Consider the following 14,879-nt stretch of genomic DNA (forward strand, 5'->3'; position numbering starts at 1 on the left):
AGTTAAGCTTCTCAGCGCCGATGGTACTGCACTCGGGAGGGTGTGGGAGAGTAGGTCACCGCCGCACAAACACGTATGCACGATGAAGGGGTCCAGCCTTAGGGTTGGGCCCCTTTTTCGCGTTCACCCCCACCACACGACCTCGCCCTCCCCACCCAAGCCGCCCCTTCCAATCCCCTGCCGCCTCCCCGACGCTTGTCTGGCGCCGGTGCGGCGAACACCCCCACGGGCGCGAACGGCGCAACGCGGACAGACGTTAAGGGACGCTCCCGCGTGGCTCGTGTTTGCTGGGTTGGGGTGGCTGCGGTGGGGTGGGGGGTGTGGGGCGCTTCGGTGGTGGCCGGGCGCCCCTCTTCTTCGCTACTTGGGGAGGACTAGCAGGGCGTCGCCCACGGCTCGTTCGGCGCCGTCCGAAGGCTTGTTGACCACCTTGTTCTTGACCACCATCGCCGTAGAACCGCCCCCGTCCAGGTTGATCGCCTGGACGGCGCCGAGCCAGCGCATCAGCTGGGCGGCCTCCACCATGTTGGCTCCCACTGTCTCGCCGGGCTTGCGCCCGTCCACGGTGGCGAGGATCAGGCTGCCGTTCCTGGTGACGCCGGCGAGGGTACGCGGGTGCCGGCGGAGGATCATGTTGACCGAGTCGTGCCCGTCGCGCTTGGCCATGACCTTGACCCGGCCGTTGCGGACGAGGCCGACCCCGCCGGCGACCACGTTCAGGTTGAGGGTGAGGGCCAGGCGCTTGCCGGTGCGCAGGTCCACGAGTTTGGTGTCGATCTTGACGGTCCAGGTGTCCATGGCGTGCTGGCCCAGCCATTCGGCTGCCGCGCCCACGCCGTGCAGGACTCGGTGGCCGGCCGGGACCGCGGCGCCCGCGGCGCGTACGGCGACCACCTTGCCGTTGGCGTCCAGGACGACGTCGGCGCCGCCGTCGGCGGGGGTCTTGGCGCCCCACTCCTCGGTGTAGAGGACGAGTTCGTCGACCGCGGTGGGGCGGTTGATGCCGTTGACGTTGAGGGTCTGGCCGTCCTGGGACACGGCGGTGATGGTGGACTTCAGCTCGGTGATGGTGGCTTTGCGGCCTCTCAGGACGATGGCGGCGCGGCCGGGGACGGGTTCGCTCAGGAGCTTGCCCGCGACCACCGAAGCGCCGAGGGGGTCTCCGCGCAGGGCCTTCGAGGCGTGAATGTTGAAGAAGCCGCCGTTGATCGCGGCCAGGGCGCCGGCCGCCTTGGCCATGGCGGAGGTCGTCTCGCGCTTGGCGACGCTGGTGCCGAGGCTGGCGCCGTACGAGCCGCGGAACTTCTTGGCGTCGATCATGAGGACGTTCAGGTTCCACGGGCCGGTCGTGTCGACGCCGTCGTCGCCGAGGTAGTCGACCTTGGACTTGATGCCCGCGTCCTTCAGGGCCTTGACGGTCTCTTCGGCCTTCTTCTTGTCCTGCAGGGACCAGAGGCCGACCCGGACCATGAAGATCTCCTGGGCCGGGGCGTCGGCCACGGCGGGGCGGATGAACTGCTGGACGCTGGGGATCTGGCCGGCGGCCTCGACCTCGGCGGCCTTGGCATCGGCGGTCGCGCGGGTGCCGTAGTCGCGGCCGCTGGGCATGAGCACGCTGACGCTGTAGCCCTGGGTGGCGGTGCCGGCCCGGACTTTGTACATGTCGATGCCGCCGGCGACCGCTTTCTGCGTCTTGGTCGGTACGGTGGCCGTTCCCAACGGGAACTTGGAGGAGGGGAACGTCACCGCCAGCTCCTTGGCGGCGACTGGCACGGTGGCGGCCGTGATCGCGGTGGCCAGGGACAGGCCGACGACGAGGGTGCGTCGAGACATCAAAAGACTCCAGGGTGCCGATAACAATCCGGACTATCCTGGCGCTCCCGCTTGGCCGGGGTGGGGGAACACGCCCGTGGTTACGAGATTGACATCAGCAACTAGCGAAAGGGCCCATGCCTGCGGCGATTGAATGGTCAAAATGGGGGAGTACATGGGATTCTGCTGCGCCACAGGACCGGCCGGGGTTACCTTTCGGTAGGCCGTATTTCGAGCGGCACGAACTTTCCCCGAGAGGCAGCCGTTATGGGGCTGAGCATCCTCCTTGTGATCTTCGCGAGCGTCGTCCTGGGGTTCATCCTGGGCGCGTTCGTGGCGCGTCCCCGTCGGTGGGATCTGTACATCTGCGCAGACGACACCATCCACGCCGACATGTCGCACGATCACCGCACGTAGTCACGAGCCGGCGCAAGCCGTACAGAATCTGGGTCCTGTACGGCTTGCGCCTACAATGGAGTCATGACCCGAATCTGCATGTGGTGGCGGCCGCCCGGCGGCCGCTGACCTTCGCATGCGAAAAGGCCGTCCTCGGACGGCCTTTTGTGGTGTCTGGGGACGTCCGGAAAGGAATCCCAGAATGAACCACGTCGTGTTGACCGGCGACCGGCCTACCGGACCGCTCCATCTCGGCCACTACTTCGGCTCGCTCGCCAATCGGGTGGAGCTGCAGCATCGGCACCGGATGTACGTGCTCGTCGCCGACTATCAGGTGATCACCGACCGTGACCTGCCCGGGGAGATCCAGCGCAACATCACGGAGCTGCTGCTCGACTATCTCGCGATCGGGCTCGACCCGGCCAGGGTGACGATCTTCCAGCACAGTGCGGTGCCGGAGCTGAACCAGTTGCTGCTGCCGTTCCTGAGCCTGGTGTCGATGGCCGAACTGCAGCGGAACCCGACCGTCAAGGACGAGATCCTGCACAGTTCGCAGAGTGCGGTGAGTGGGCTGATGTTCACCTATCCGGTGCATCAGGCGGCCGACATCCTGTTCTGCAAGGGCACGCTGGTGCCGGTCGGGCGGGACCAGTTGCCGCACGTGGAGGTCACGCGGCTCGTGGCGCGGCGCTTCAACGAGCGGTATGGGAAGGTCTTTCCCCTACCGGAGGCGATGATGGGCGCGCAGCCCTGCCTCAAGGGGCTCGACGGCGGCAAGATGAGCAAGAGCCGGGGCAACTCCATCCCGCTCAAGGCCACCGAGGACGAGACGGCCGCGCTGATCCGCCGCGCGGTCACCGACGCCGACCGCCGCATCACCTTCGACGAGGAACGGCGGCCGGGCGTTTCCGGCCTGCTCACGCTGGCCGGGCTGTGCCTGGACCGCCCGCCGGGGGAACTCGCCGAGGAGATCGGGGACGGCGGCGCCGCCCGCCTCAAGTCCGTCACCACGGACGCGGTCAACGACTTCCTGCGCCCGATCAGGAAACGCCGCGCCGACCTGGACGAGGGGGCCGTGCGGGCGGTCCTGCGCGAGGGCAACGCCACGGCTCGCGAGCGCGCCACCCTCACCCTTGAGGAGGTACGGCGGGCCATGGGTTTCTGAAGGACCCCGAACCCTGTCCGAAACCCCGAGGGCGGAGGCCGAGGATTCCGGCGGTGAAGGCCCGCCGGGATCCCCTCTGCCGGTGGTGGAAGGCGGCAAAGGGGTCAGAGGGGAGGGCGGACGGGGCGCGTGCCGGGAGGCGGCGCGGGTGACGGCCGAAGGACTCGGGCCCGATGGCGACCAGGGAGCCGGGCCCGGGTGGTGGCGGGGGTGTCGGGCCGGGGGGGTGGGAGGGGCGGTTGGACCGAGGAGGTGGCGGGCCGGGGTGGCTAAAGGGGAGTGGTGGGGTTAGCGGGATTGATAGACCTTGCGGAGGGTTTCGTGGACGATCCATGTCGTCTTCGCGCCGTCCGCCAGCAACGCCACGTCCCCCGGCCCCACCTCGATCGTGGTCCCGCCCTCGACGGCGATCGTCGCCCGCCCCGACAGCACCACGAACATCTCGTCCGTCTCCACGTCGGTGACCACGCCGGGCGTGATCTCCCAGATGCCGCGTCCGTTGCCGAGGTCCATGGAGGAGGTGGCGGGGTCGCCGGCGACGATCTGGTCGGGGTGGAGTTCGTCGGGCGTCAGCCGTACCTCGTGGACGGGGACGGCGAACGCGCCCGCGGTGGCGAGCATGGGGCCCAGCGCGGCGGGCTCGGGCACGAAGAGGTCAGGCATGAACGTCCTTGGTCCGGTTTGCTTCAGCGATTCTCGCGACGGAATGACTCCAGCGCCAGCAACGCCACGTGCAGCGACAGGCACGACTCGACATCGTCCAGGTCGGTGTCCAGGATGCGCTCCAGGCGGCGCAGCCGATCGTAGAACGCGGGCCTGGACAGGTGGGCCTTCTGGGCGGCGACCGCCTTGTTGCGGCCGGAGTCCAGGTAGATGCGCAGGATCCTGGTGAGGTCGCCGCCGCGCTGGGCGTCGTGGGCCAGGAGCGCGCCGAGTTCGCGTTCGGCGAAGGTCTGCATTCTGGCGTCGTCGCGCAGCAGGTGGAGCAGCCCGCGCAGGCGCAGGTCGGGCAGCCGGTAGTAGGCGCGGCCGTCGGGCTGGCGCACGGCGACGTCGGCCACCTGCTCGGCCTCTAAAAAGCTGCGCCGCACGTCGCGGATCGACTCGACGACGGAACCCGCCGCGAGGACGAAGGCGGAGCCGGGCTTCCACAGCAGGCGCAGCCGGTCGGCCAGCGTGGTCAGCGCGGGTTCCGCGTGGGTACGCGGCGGCAGCGGCAGCAGGACGCCGACCCGGTCCTGGTCGAGGGCGCCGACCAGCGCGGGCAGCCGGGCGTCGCGGCAGGCGGCTGCGGTGGCCTCGGCCAGTTCGCCGAGCTGGGCCTGGCCGTCGAGTGCCTGGTCGACGGGTTCGGTCGGCCGGATGACGACGCTGATCAGCTTGCGCCCGGTGAGCGGGACGCCGACGGCGCGGGCGCGGGCGGCGGCCTCGTCGGGGTCGGAGTAGGCGTGGGTGAGGATGCCGGTGATGATCGTGCCGTGGGCCTGGCGTTCCAGGGATTCCTGGTGGCGTTCGAGCAGGCGGCCGAGGGCGAGGGTGGTGGCGGCGCGTTCGGCCAGCACGAGGTCGCGCGGCCCCGGCGGCACGTCGCAGAGCAGGATCAGCCGGCCCCAGTCCTGGCCGCGGGCGCCGACGGTGGTGACCAGCCAGCCGGAGGCGGGGTCGTAGGCGGTCCGGTCGGCGGGGGCCACGGCGCGTGACCTGGTCTCCCAGCCGGCGAGCAGCGCGCCGATGTCGCGGCCGGCGGACTCGCAGGCCAGCACCTGGTGGGCGAGGTTCTCCAGGAGGACGGGGCGGTTCGACAGCCGCGCGACCTGGGCGAGCACGTCGGCCGGCGAGGCGCCTTCGACCGACAGTTCGGTGAACACCTCGTGCAGTTGCTCGGAGGCGCGCAGCTCCTCCAGCTGGTTGTCGATGATCCAGGCGTGCACCGATTCGGTGATCTGCACGAACGGCGTCTCGCGGGTCAGCACGATCACCGGCAGCCCGTGCTCCTCGGCGGACTTGATCACGGCTCGGGGCAGTTCGCGGACGAACCGGCGCCCGAGCTCGACGACCAGCCCCGACGCGCCGACCTGGGCGAGCTCGGCAATGTAGTCGGCCAGCTTCTCGGGGTCGTCGGGCAGGGCCACGCCCGTGGTGAGGACGAGTTCGCCACCGCGCAGCAGGTGCGCGATATCGGCGATCTCCCCGACGTGCACCCACCGCACCTTGGTGTCGAGCCGATCGGCCCCGGCGACCACACGCGGGTTTCCCCGGCGTACGGTCTCCAAGGCCAGGACATCGGCGATAGTGGGCAGCACGGCCCGAGCCTATCCGATCAGCCTGTAATTATGGACACCTGGCCCCTTACAAGATGTTATAGGCGAAATGGCGCTCTTCCTGGGATTTGTCCGTCAGGCCCCTAGCGGAAGGAGTCCTCGGTGAACTCCCGATCCGCCGCCTGCTCGCGCAGCTCGACCCGGCGGATCTTGCCGGAGATCGTCTTGGGCAACTCGCCGAACTCCAGCCGCCTGATCCGCTTGTAGGGCGCCAGTTCCCGCCGCGAGTGCTCGAAGATCGCCCGCGCGGTCTCCTCCGTCGGCTCGTACCCGGGCGCGAGGGTCACGTAGGCCTTCGGTACGGCCAGCCGTACCGGATCGGGGGCGGGCACCACCGCGGCCTCCGCGACCGCTTCGTGCTCCAGCAGCACACTCTCCAGCTCGAACGGCGAGATGCGATAGTCCGAGGCCTTGAACACGTCGTCGGTGCGTCCGACATAGGTGATGTAGCCGTCGGCGTCCCGGGTGGCGACGTCGCCGGTGTGGTAGTAGCCGTCGGCGGTGCCCGAGTCCTGGCCGACGTAGCGGGCCATCAGGCCGAGCGGGCGGCGCTCGTCGAGAGGCAGGCAGATCTCGCCGTCGGTTCCGGGCTCGCCGGTCACCGGGTCGAGCAGGACCACGTCGTAGCCGGGCAGCGGGCGTCCCATCGAGCCGGGCTTGACCGGTACGCCGGATACGTTGCCGATCTGGGCGGTGGTCTCGGTCTGGCCGTAGCCGTCGCGGATCGTCAGGCCCCACGCCTTGGCGACCTGGTCGATGATCTCCGGGTTGAGCGGCTCGCCCGCGGCGACGGCCGTACGCAGGGAGAGCTGCCACGCGGCGAGGTCCTCCTGGATGAGCATGCGCCACACCGTCGGCGGCGCGCAGAACGTCGTCACCCGCTCGTCGCGCAGCACTTCGAGCAGCGCCTGCGCGGAGAAGCGCTGGTAGTCGTGCACCAGCACGGTCGCCCCCGCGTTCCACGGCGCGAAGACGTTGCTCCAGGCGTGCTTGGCCCAGCCCGGCGAGGAGATGTTGAGATGTACGTCGCCGGGCCGCAGCCCGATCCAGAACATCGTGGACAGGTGCCCGGCCGGGTAGGAGGCGTGCGTGTGCTCGACCAGCTTGGGCTGCGAGGTCGTGCCCGAGGTGAAGTAGAGCAGCATGGTGTCGCTCGCGAGCGTCGGCCCGTCGGGGGTGAAGTGCGGCTCGCCGTAGGAGTAGGTCCGCCAGCCGTCGGCGGCGCCGACGGAGATCTTCGTGTACGCCTCGCCGGTGAACTTCTCCGCGTCAGCGGCATTGGCGATGACATGCGCCACGCCGCCCCGGGCGACCCGCTCCTCGATGTCCTTGGCGGTCAGCAGCGTGGTGGCCGGGATGACGACCGCGCCCAGCTTGATCGCGGCCAGCATCGACTCCCACAGCTCCGCCTGGTTGCCCAGCATGAGCAGGATCCGGTCGCCGCGCCGTACCCCGGCCGAGCGCAGCCCGTTGGCCACCCGGTTGGAGCGTTCTGACAGCTCGGCGAAGGTGTAGGAGACCTTGCCGACGATGTTCAGGGCGACCGCGTCCGGCGACTCGGCCGCCAGTACGCCGTCGAACCAGTCCAGCGCCCAGTTGAACTCCGGAAGGTCGGGCCAGCGGAAGTCGCGGCGGGCGGTGTCGTAGTCGGACTGGAGCAGCAGGTCGCGCGCGGCTCGGAAATCGCTCATGACCGGAATCCTGCTACGTGACCAGGCGCGCCTCAAGACCGTCGAGCACCGTGTACAGGCCGAAGTCGAAACTCATCTCCCGGACCTCCTTGGGGTCGTGGGACTGCATCTCCTCGATGCGGGCCTGCATCTCCGGATAGCCGGCCACCGCGGACGCCACGGCCTCGCGCATGCCGTCCAGGTCGGGCTGCCGGTCGTTGATGTACTCGTTCCAGACCGCCTCGGGGATCGTCATCCCGAAGACGTAGCCGGTGAGGGTGCTCGCCGCGTAGTCGATCTCCAGGCCCCTGAAGCCCGCCCGCGTGAGGGCCTTGCGCAGCTGGTCGCTGACGCGCAGCGCGTTGGGCCCGATGGCCGGCATGCGGCCGATGAGGCGGGCCGACCAGGGGTGCCGCAGGATGGCCTGGCGCATGCCCTTGCCGAAGGTGGCCGCGGAGTAGCGCCAGGTGATCTGCTCCGGGTCGGCCACCTCCATGTCCGCCCAGATCTCGTCGTAGGCGAGCTCCATGAGCTCGTCCTTGTTGGCGACGTACCAGTAGATGCTGGTCGCCCCGGCGTCGAGCTTGGCGCCCAGCTTGCGCATGCTGAGCCCCTCGGTGCCTTCGGTGTCGAGCAGTTCCAGAGCGGCGCGGACGATCTGCTCGCGGCTCAGGCCGGGAGAGGACCGGGGCGAGCGCGGTTCGCGGGTCCAGACGGAGGTGAACGGCTTGGTCACCCCTCCAGGATAAATGCTCTCGCACACTGTGCGAGAAGTATCGTACAGTGTGCGAGTGGAATCGAACACTGTGCGAGACCCCCGCCGCTGGTGGACGCTCGCTGTACTCTGCCTGGCCACGCTCGTGCTGGCCGTCGACGGGACCGTGCTGAACCTGGCCATCCCGACCCTCGTGCGGGATCTGGGCGCGACGCCCTCCGAGATCCAGTGGATCCTGGACGCCTACGTGCTGGTCTTCGCCGGTTTGCTCCTCACCGCCGGAAGCCTGTCCGACCGCTACGGCCGCAGGAAGATGCTGGTGATCGGCCTCGCGTTGTTCGGCGGCGCCTCCGCCCTCGCGGTCCTGGTGAGCGAGCCGTGGCACCTCATCGCCATGCGGACGCTCATGGGCGTCGGCGGATCGGTGCTCATGCCCTCGACCCTGTCCATCCTCATCACCGTCTTCGACGCGGAGGAACGCCGCAAGGCCATGGCCGCGTGGGGCGCCACGTCGATGATCGGCGTCGTCGCCGGGCCCACGCTGGGCGGCCTCATGCTGGAGAAGTGGGGCTGGGCCTCGGTCTTCCTCATCAACGTGCCGATCGCGGTGCTGGCGATCGTCGCCGCGATCGTCCTCATGCCCGAGTCGAAGGCCCCGGCCCGCAGGATCGACCCGGTCGGCGTGATCCTGTCCATCGTCGGCCTCACCTCGGCCGTCTACGTCATCATCGAGCGGGAGTGGAACGTCGTCGCGATCGCCTTGGCCGTGCTCGCGCTCGCCGCCTTCTTCGTCTGGGAGCGGCGCTCCGACCATCCGATGATGCCTCTGGAGCTGTTCAGGCAGCGCAACTTCAGCGGCGCTTCCTTCTCGATCCTGCTCATGTCCTTCGGGGCGGGCGCGCTGATGCTGATGCTGACGCAGTATCTGCAGTTCGTCCTCGGGTACGGGGCCATGCAGGCGGGGCTGGCGCTGGTGCCGTACGTGATCGCGGCGACCGTCTTCAACGCGGCCGGCGCGGGTCTGGGGCAGCGGGTGAGCAACCGGGCGCTCATCGCCTCGGGGCTGCTCGTGCTCGCCGTCGGGTTCGTCATCCTCGCCGTCACCACCGGGTACGGGCCCATGCTGGCCGGCCTCGTGGTCATGGGCATCGGCGGCGGCCTGGCCGGTCCCGCGGCCTACGCGACGCTCATGGGCGCGATCCCGGTGGAGCACGCCGGTGTCGGCTCGGCCATGAACGACACCGTCCAGCAGGTCGGCATGGCCCTCAGCATCGCCGTGCTCGGCAGCGTCCTGGCCGGGGTGTACACCTCGGCGATGCCGGAGAGCGCGCCCGCCCAGGCCAGGGCGTCGATCGGCGAGGCGCTCAGGCTGGGCGGCTGGGAAGGCCCCGCCCGCGAGGCCTTCACCACCGCGATGCACGTCGGATCCTGGATCGGTGCGGTCTTCTGCCTCCTGGCCGCCGTGCTCGCGCTCGCGGTCCTGCGTACGTCCGCTCCCAAGCAGGCGGAGCAGTCCGTCGAGGCGGCCATCGGTTAGGCCGCCACGCGCGGCTCGCGCATGTTCTCCAGGCTGTCGAGTTTGTGCACCCGCTCGTCGTGGCCGATCTGGCGCAGCAGGTCGGCCACCGAGCGGTAGCGGCCGTACTCGTCGGCGTAGGTGCCGGGGTCGGGCACGAACTCCAGGTCCGGGTTCTCGGCCACGAACGTCATGTACTCGTGCTCGGCGTGGTCCTCGAACTCGGCGTTCAGCCGGTAGCTCCAGTCGGGCCTGACCAGGAACAGCATCCACGAGACGTGGTAGTAGAACAGCGCGATCATCCACGGCGCCGCGCGGTGCAGCAGCCAGTTGCGCTTGAGCCCCTGCCGGTCGATCAGGTCTTCCATGATCAGCAGGTGGAACTGCTCGTTGTCCTGGTCGGCGCGGGCCTCGACGATCCGCTCGAAGACCCGCCTGGCCAGCCCGGAGCGGGTGCGGTGACGGTGGACCGCCCAGTAGCCCATGCGCTCCCACGCCTGGTACGGCACGCGGGCGATGATCTCCAGCATGGCGAACTTGGTGAACGAGCCTTCCTTGCCGTACATGATGTCGACCGGCTTGAACATCATCTTGGCCAGCAGGCTGTACTTCATGCGCGGGGTGTCCAGCGTCTCCTGCTGGGCGCGGCGCAGCTGGTCGCGGTCGAGCTTCGGCGGGCCGGGGTGGACGTCAGGGCGGGGAAGCGTGGCGGTGTTCGTCATCGGATCTCCTTGTTCGTGGTGATGATCCGATAGTGGGTGATCGGACCCCTCCCGGTCGTCGCCCCGCAGGCGGCTCTTGCCGTGCCTCAGCCGCGGTAGTGGGTGGCGGCGGCGTACACCGACAGGTGCACGGGATTCCCCCTAGGGGGCCCGGAAAAGATCTTGCTCGGAAGTTGAACCGCCGGGTGGGCCGGGTGCGTACAACGGGGCAGCCGAATTCCGTTCTGGGGAGATGGTCCATGGGTGTGCGGGAGGCGGTCGCATCGGGGGCTGGATCGGATCGCGCGTCCGCGCACGCCGGACCGATCCACTACGCGACCGGCACGGTGATCCTGCCGCAACACGACCTCGACCTGCCCGGACCGCCCGCGCTGGAACTGCGGCGCGTGCACCGGTCCGGTCACGGGGACGGACGGTGGTTCGGCCCGGCGTGGACCTCCACCTTCGACCAGCGGGCGGAGGTTCACGCCGACGGCGTGCACGTGTTCGCCGCCGACGGCGCCGCGCGCCTGTTCCCGCATCCCGGCGACGGGTCCGTGGCCGCCTGCCCGCCGCCGGGCGAGCGCGCCGGGCGCGCCCGCCTGAGCAGGATCCGGTACGGCTACGCCGTCACCGACCCCGGCACCGGCTTGACCACGCACTACACCGGCGCCGGCGACCGCCTTCCGCTGACCGCCGTGGACGGGGCGGGCGGCCGGACCGAGCTGCGCCACGGTCCGGACGGCGCCCCGGCCGAGGTGGTGAACGCCGCGGGCCGCGCCCTGGACGTCGAGACCGCCTCGGGGCGCGTCGTCGCGATCCGGCGGCGTGGCGAGCTGCTGGCCGCCTACACCTACGACCGGGCGGGCAACCTGACCGAAGCCGCCTGCCAAGGGCTGGTGCGGCGCTTCGCGTACGACCGGGCCGGCCGCGTCACCGAATGGGACGACGGCGACCGGCACGCCTACACCTACGACGCGCTCGGCCGGTGCGTACGCGTGTCAGGCCCGCTTGAGCTCACGCTGGAGTACGAGTCACGCGGCACCTCGGTCAGGGACGCCGGAGGCAACCACACCGTCTACCTGTACGACGGGCTGTCGCAGCTGGTCGAGCGCATCGACTACGCGCTCGACCCCCGCGCCAGCTGAACGAGCACGGTTCGCCCGGACACCGACAGGTAGCCGCGCCCCGGCGGACCCGCGACGTGCTCGTCGTTCTCCAGCACGAGCCCGTGGATCAGCGCGGCGGCCCGGTCGCGGGGGTTCAGCACGATGCGGGCGCCGGACCTGAACACCTCGGTCACGACCGCCGCCAGCGGATGCGGCCGTCCCTCCAGGATCGGCGTGGCGTCTCCCGCCAGGACCAGGACGTGCGCACCGAGGCTGGAGGCGGCCTCGTCGAGGAGCGTGGGCCGGTCGGCGGCGGTGACGGTCACCTGGTCGAAGTCGTCCACCACCACGGCGAACCGCTGCCGCCCCGCCACCGCCGCGCGCAGTTCCTCGTCGGCGAAGGCCGTGCCGGTGAGGACGCGCGCTCCGGCCAGCGCCGCGACGGGTGAACCTGGCGGGGCGATCACCAGGACGTCCACGCCCCGCTCGAGCAGGGCGCCGGCCAGCAGGAGCGCGGCGCCGCTGCGGCCGGAGCCCGGCGGGCCGGAGACCAGGACGGCGTGCGGCCCGGCGCCGAGTGGGTCCAGGCCGATCGTGGTCACGTCCTGGCCGCCCACGCCGATCGCGAGACCCGTGACCAGGCCGAGCTCGCCCGGCTCCACGATTGCGGGCATCGGCGGGAACGGCCGCGCGGCCGTCAACGGCGTGCGCGGCCGCGCCGGGACGGCGATCTGGACCACCTGGCCGGTCGCCGCGTCCGCCGCCCTGCCCGGCGGCCCGTGCCCGAGCAGCAGCCGGCGGGAGAACAGCACGTTGTCGCGCCGGCCGGCGGCGACCGTGTGGATGCCGGCAGCCGGGCCCCTGGTGACCAGGCGGCGCAGGATCCTCATCAGCGATCGCGCGTCGGGCCGCTCGAAGCGCTCCCAGCCGTCGACCACCAGGACGATCACCGGATCGCCAGGCCCGGCGGCAAGGCGGCGCTCGGCCTCGCCCGCGAGCCAGGTGATGACGCGACGGATCCGGTCCGGCTCGCCGCGGGAGACGACGGCCCCGCAGTGGGTGATGTAGGCGGCCAGCTCGCCGGGCTTGTCCTCGATCGCGTAGATCCAGGCGGGGTGCCGGGTCAGGGCGCTGATGAGCGTGCGGGCGAACGTGGTACGGCCGGATCCGGCGCGGCCCGCGACCAGCAGCCGGTCCGTGCCGCGCAGGTCGAACGCCGCGACGGGCTGGGCCTGGTGCGCGGGATCGTCGGCCAGGCCGTAGGGCACCGCCTGGGTCTTTCGCGGCAGGCCGTGCGGTAGCCGTACCGGATCGTGGAGGACCTCGGGCAGCGGCGGCGGGATGGGGCGGAACGGCGGCCGGGTTCCGCGGCGCTCGGCCGCGCCGACGATCGCCGCGACGGTGGACTCCAGGTCGGTGGGGATCTCGGCGGGCGGATCGGCGGGGCGTGGGTCGCCGAGCTCGGCCCACGACACCACGCGCACGCGGGCCGGAGCGCCCCACGAGGGCGGGGGGTCGCCGAGCCCGCCGGTCCTGAACAGGAGCGGATCGCCGCCCGCCCGCATGATCATGCCGAGGCCGCGGCGGCGGGAGGTGAGCGCCGTGACGAGCACGAGGTGCAGGCCGAGTTGGGCGTTCTCCACCGGCTGGGGCGGAGCGTGGTCCTCCTCGGCGATCACCACGAGGCGGGGCGGCGGTTCCGCGTGCGCGGCCAGGAGCGCGGTGCGCCGCTGCGCCTCGGCCGTCAGGGCCGTGCTCATGCGCGGTTCCCAGGCCGGGAACCACCCGGTCACGTGCGGGCACGGCGCGAACGGGCGCAGGCTCTCGCCGACGAGGACGAGGGCGAGCGTGTCCGGCGGGTTGGCCAGGAGCAGCGCGGCGACGAGGGCGCGCGCGAGGTCCGGTCCGGCCCCGCCCAGGCGCAGGCGGGACTCGGCGGCCACGTCCACGCCGACGGCCCCCGCCACCGACTCGCCGACCACCACCTTGGTCACCGGCGCGTCCGACCAGCGCACGGCGGGCGTCTCCATGCCGAGCAGGTCCAGCAGCCGCGCGGGCGCGTCGGGCTCGGCGCGATCGCGCAGCGGCGCCAGCGCGCGGGCGATGCGCCCGGCCGCCTCCGCGTCCACGTGCTCGGGCCGGATCGGCGCGGGCAGGCCGTCACCGGGCCGGGTGAGCAGCAGGTCGGTGCCGTCGAGTTCGCAGATGGCCCGGCACTCGCTCATCCCGCGGCGGTCGGCGCAGATCGTGTACACGCCTGCGGCCGGGCCGTCGCGCAGTACCTCGCGCAGGCCGGGCAACTCCCGCAGCGAGCGCGCGCCGTCCAGCAGCACGACCACCTCCTCGCCCTCCGGCGGGTCGGCGATCAGCGCCAGGAGCTCGGCCACGCGCTCGGCCCGCGTCTCCTCGGTGATGCCGATCAGGCACGGCACCCGCTCGCCGCCGCGCAGGTGCGGCAGCCAGCGCGTCCAGGCCAGATGCTCGCCGCCCCCCTCGGCCAGGATCACCAGCCGCAGCTCGGCGGGGGCGCGCAGGGTGGCGAGCTGCACCAGCAGCCAGCGCACCAGCCCGTCGACCGGCGGGCGCGGCCCCACGACACCGAGCACGCCGGCCTCCCGCAGATCCACGGCAGCCGGTACGGCGGGCTCACCCGCGACCCCCACCCGCAGCGTGAGCCCGTCGGGGGAGGCGGCGTCGCGCGACCACAGCCCGGGGCCCTCCCGCAGCGCGGCCAGGGTCAGGTCCAGCTCGTCGGGAACATGGTCGGACGGCGTCCCCGCCTCGCGGCGGGCGAGCGCGCGGTCGAAGGCGATCATGCCGTCGGCCCCGCGTACGGCATGCGGCCGCGCGGCCGGCAACGGCACCCAGCGCAGCAGGTCGTCGCCCGCCTGGAGAATCTCCCCGTGCCGCAGCCGAACCGAGCCCGTCACCTGCTCGCCCCCCACCAGCGTGCCGTTGGTGGAGCCCAGGTCGGTGACGGTGAGCTCGCCGGTCACGCTCACCTCAAGGCGGACGTGGAGCCGGGAGACCCGGTGGTCGCGCACGAGACGGACGGCGGCGTCGTGGTCCCTGCCCACGACGTGCGCGCCGGGCGAGAGCCAGACGAGCCGCCCGGCGTCGGGGCCGCCGACGACCCGCAGACCGCCGGTGGCCCCCGCCGGTCTGGCCCGCTCGTCACGGGCCGGCTCGCCGACGCCGACGACCATCCCGGACACCAGCGGCCCGTCGGCGAAGGTGGCCTCGGGATCGAGCTTGGCGGAACCGGCGTAGCAGGGGCGCGGCGGCAGCGCGCCGAGCAGCGTGGAGAGCTTCGTGCCCGGCTCGGCCGCCACTTCGAGGTCGTGCTCGGCGGTCAGTTCGGGGTCGCGGACGGTCAGTCGTATGATCATCGAACCCTCGCAGGGCGGGGACCTCCAGCGTGCCTCGCGAAGTGCCCTTCTGTCCTGCCTTCCGCAGGGTTACGACATGTAAGGC

11 protein-coding genes are annotated in these 14,879 nt (G+C 71.4%); 4 read left to right on the plus strand and 7 right to left on the minus strand.

The window, feature by feature from the left end; all coding sequences use genetic code 11:
• Positions 1-360: 360 nt before the first annotated feature.
• Positions 361-1,833, minus strand: a complete 1,473-nt coding sequence (locus tag ACIBHY_RS44335) for a phosphodiester glycosidase family protein (RefSeq protein WP_397309875.1) — start codon at positions 1,831-1,833, stop codon at positions 361-363.
• Positions 1,834-2,079: 246 nt separating this feature from the next.
• Here ACIBHY_RS44335 and ACIBHY_RS44340 point away from each other — a divergent pair, with 246 nt between their 5' ends.
• Both ACIBHY_RS44340 and trpS read left to right on the plus strand, forming a co-directional pair.
• On the plus strand, positions 2,080-2,229 hold the full coding sequence (locus ACIBHY_RS44340; protein ID WP_184967311.1) for a hypothetical protein: 150 nt from the start codon (positions 2,080-2,082) through the stop codon (positions 2,227-2,229).
• Positions 2,230-2,410: 181 nt separating this feature from the next.
• On the plus strand, positions 2,411-3,373 hold the full coding sequence (trpS, locus tag ACIBHY_RS44345; RefSeq protein WP_397309876.1) for a tryptophan--tRNA ligase: 963 nt from the start codon (positions 2,411-2,413) through the stop codon (positions 3,371-3,373).
• A 288-nt stretch (positions 3,374-3,661) separates the two neighbouring features.
• Here trpS and ACIBHY_RS44350 read toward each other — a convergent pair whose 3' ends face one another.
• The 4 genes from ACIBHY_RS44350 to ACIBHY_RS44365 form a co-directional block, all read right to left on the minus strand.
• Positions 3,662-4,036: a cupin domain-containing protein gene (locus ACIBHY_RS44350; RefSeq protein ID WP_184967307.1), complete on the minus strand. Its 375-nt coding sequence runs from the start codon at positions 4,034-4,036 to the stop codon at positions 3,662-3,664.
• 23 nt (positions 4,037-4,059) lie between these two features.
• Positions 4,060-5,676: a PucR family transcriptional regulator gene (locus ACIBHY_RS44355; protein WP_397258758.1), complete on the minus strand. Its 1,617-nt coding sequence runs from the start codon at positions 5,674-5,676 to the stop codon at positions 4,060-4,062.
• 101 nt (positions 5,677-5,777) lie between these two features.
• The gene (locus ACIBHY_RS44360; protein ID WP_397258760.1) at positions 5,778-7,385 is read right to left on the minus strand and encodes an AMP-binding protein; all 1,608 of its coding nucleotides are present in this window, start codon (positions 7,383-7,385) and stop codon (positions 5,778-5,780) included.
• A gap of 13 nt (positions 7,386-7,398) precedes the next feature.
• The gene (locus ACIBHY_RS44365) at positions 7,399-8,100 is read right to left on the minus strand and encodes a TetR/AcrR family transcriptional regulator C-terminal domain-containing protein (protein WP_397309877.1); all 702 of its coding nucleotides are present in this window, start codon (positions 8,098-8,100) and stop codon (positions 7,399-7,401) included.
• Between the two features lie 55 nt (positions 8,101-8,155).
• Between ACIBHY_RS44365 and ACIBHY_RS44370 the strand changes: the two genes are divergently transcribed.
• Positions 8,156-9,616, plus strand: a complete 1,461-nt coding sequence (locus ACIBHY_RS44370; protein WP_397258764.1) for an MFS transporter — start codon at positions 8,156-8,158, stop codon at positions 9,614-9,616.
• Here the strand turns inward: ACIBHY_RS44370 and ACIBHY_RS44375 are convergent.
• On the minus strand, positions 9,613-10,317 hold the full coding sequence (locus ACIBHY_RS44375; protein ID WP_397258766.1) for an alternative oxidase: 705 nt from the start codon (positions 10,315-10,317) through the stop codon (positions 9,613-9,615). The two genes, ACIBHY_RS44370 and ACIBHY_RS44375, sit on opposite strands and share 4 nt — an antisense overlap.
• A 239-nt stretch (positions 10,318-10,556) precedes the next feature.
• Here ACIBHY_RS44375 and ACIBHY_RS44380 point away from each other — a divergent pair, with 239 nt between their 5' ends.
• Complete coding sequence (locus tag ACIBHY_RS44380; protein WP_397309878.1) at positions 10,557-11,444, plus strand: DUF6531 domain-containing protein; 888 nt, start codon at positions 10,557-10,559, stop codon at positions 11,442-11,444.
• Here the strand turns inward: ACIBHY_RS44380 and ACIBHY_RS44385 are convergent.
• Positions 11,417-14,794 (minus strand): FHA domain-containing protein, encoded by a 3,378-nt coding sequence (locus tag ACIBHY_RS44385; protein WP_397309879.1) that lies wholly within the window; start codon positions 14,792-14,794, stop codon positions 11,417-11,419. The genes ACIBHY_RS44380 and ACIBHY_RS44385 overlap by 28 nt on opposite strands.
• Positions 14,795-14,879: the final 85 nt, after the last annotated feature.

This window comes from Nonomuraea sp. NPDC050547, assembly GCF_044457345.1.
Taxonomy (GTDB): domain Bacteria; phylum Actinomycetota; class Actinomycetes; order Streptosporangiales; family Streptosporangiaceae; genus Nonomuraea.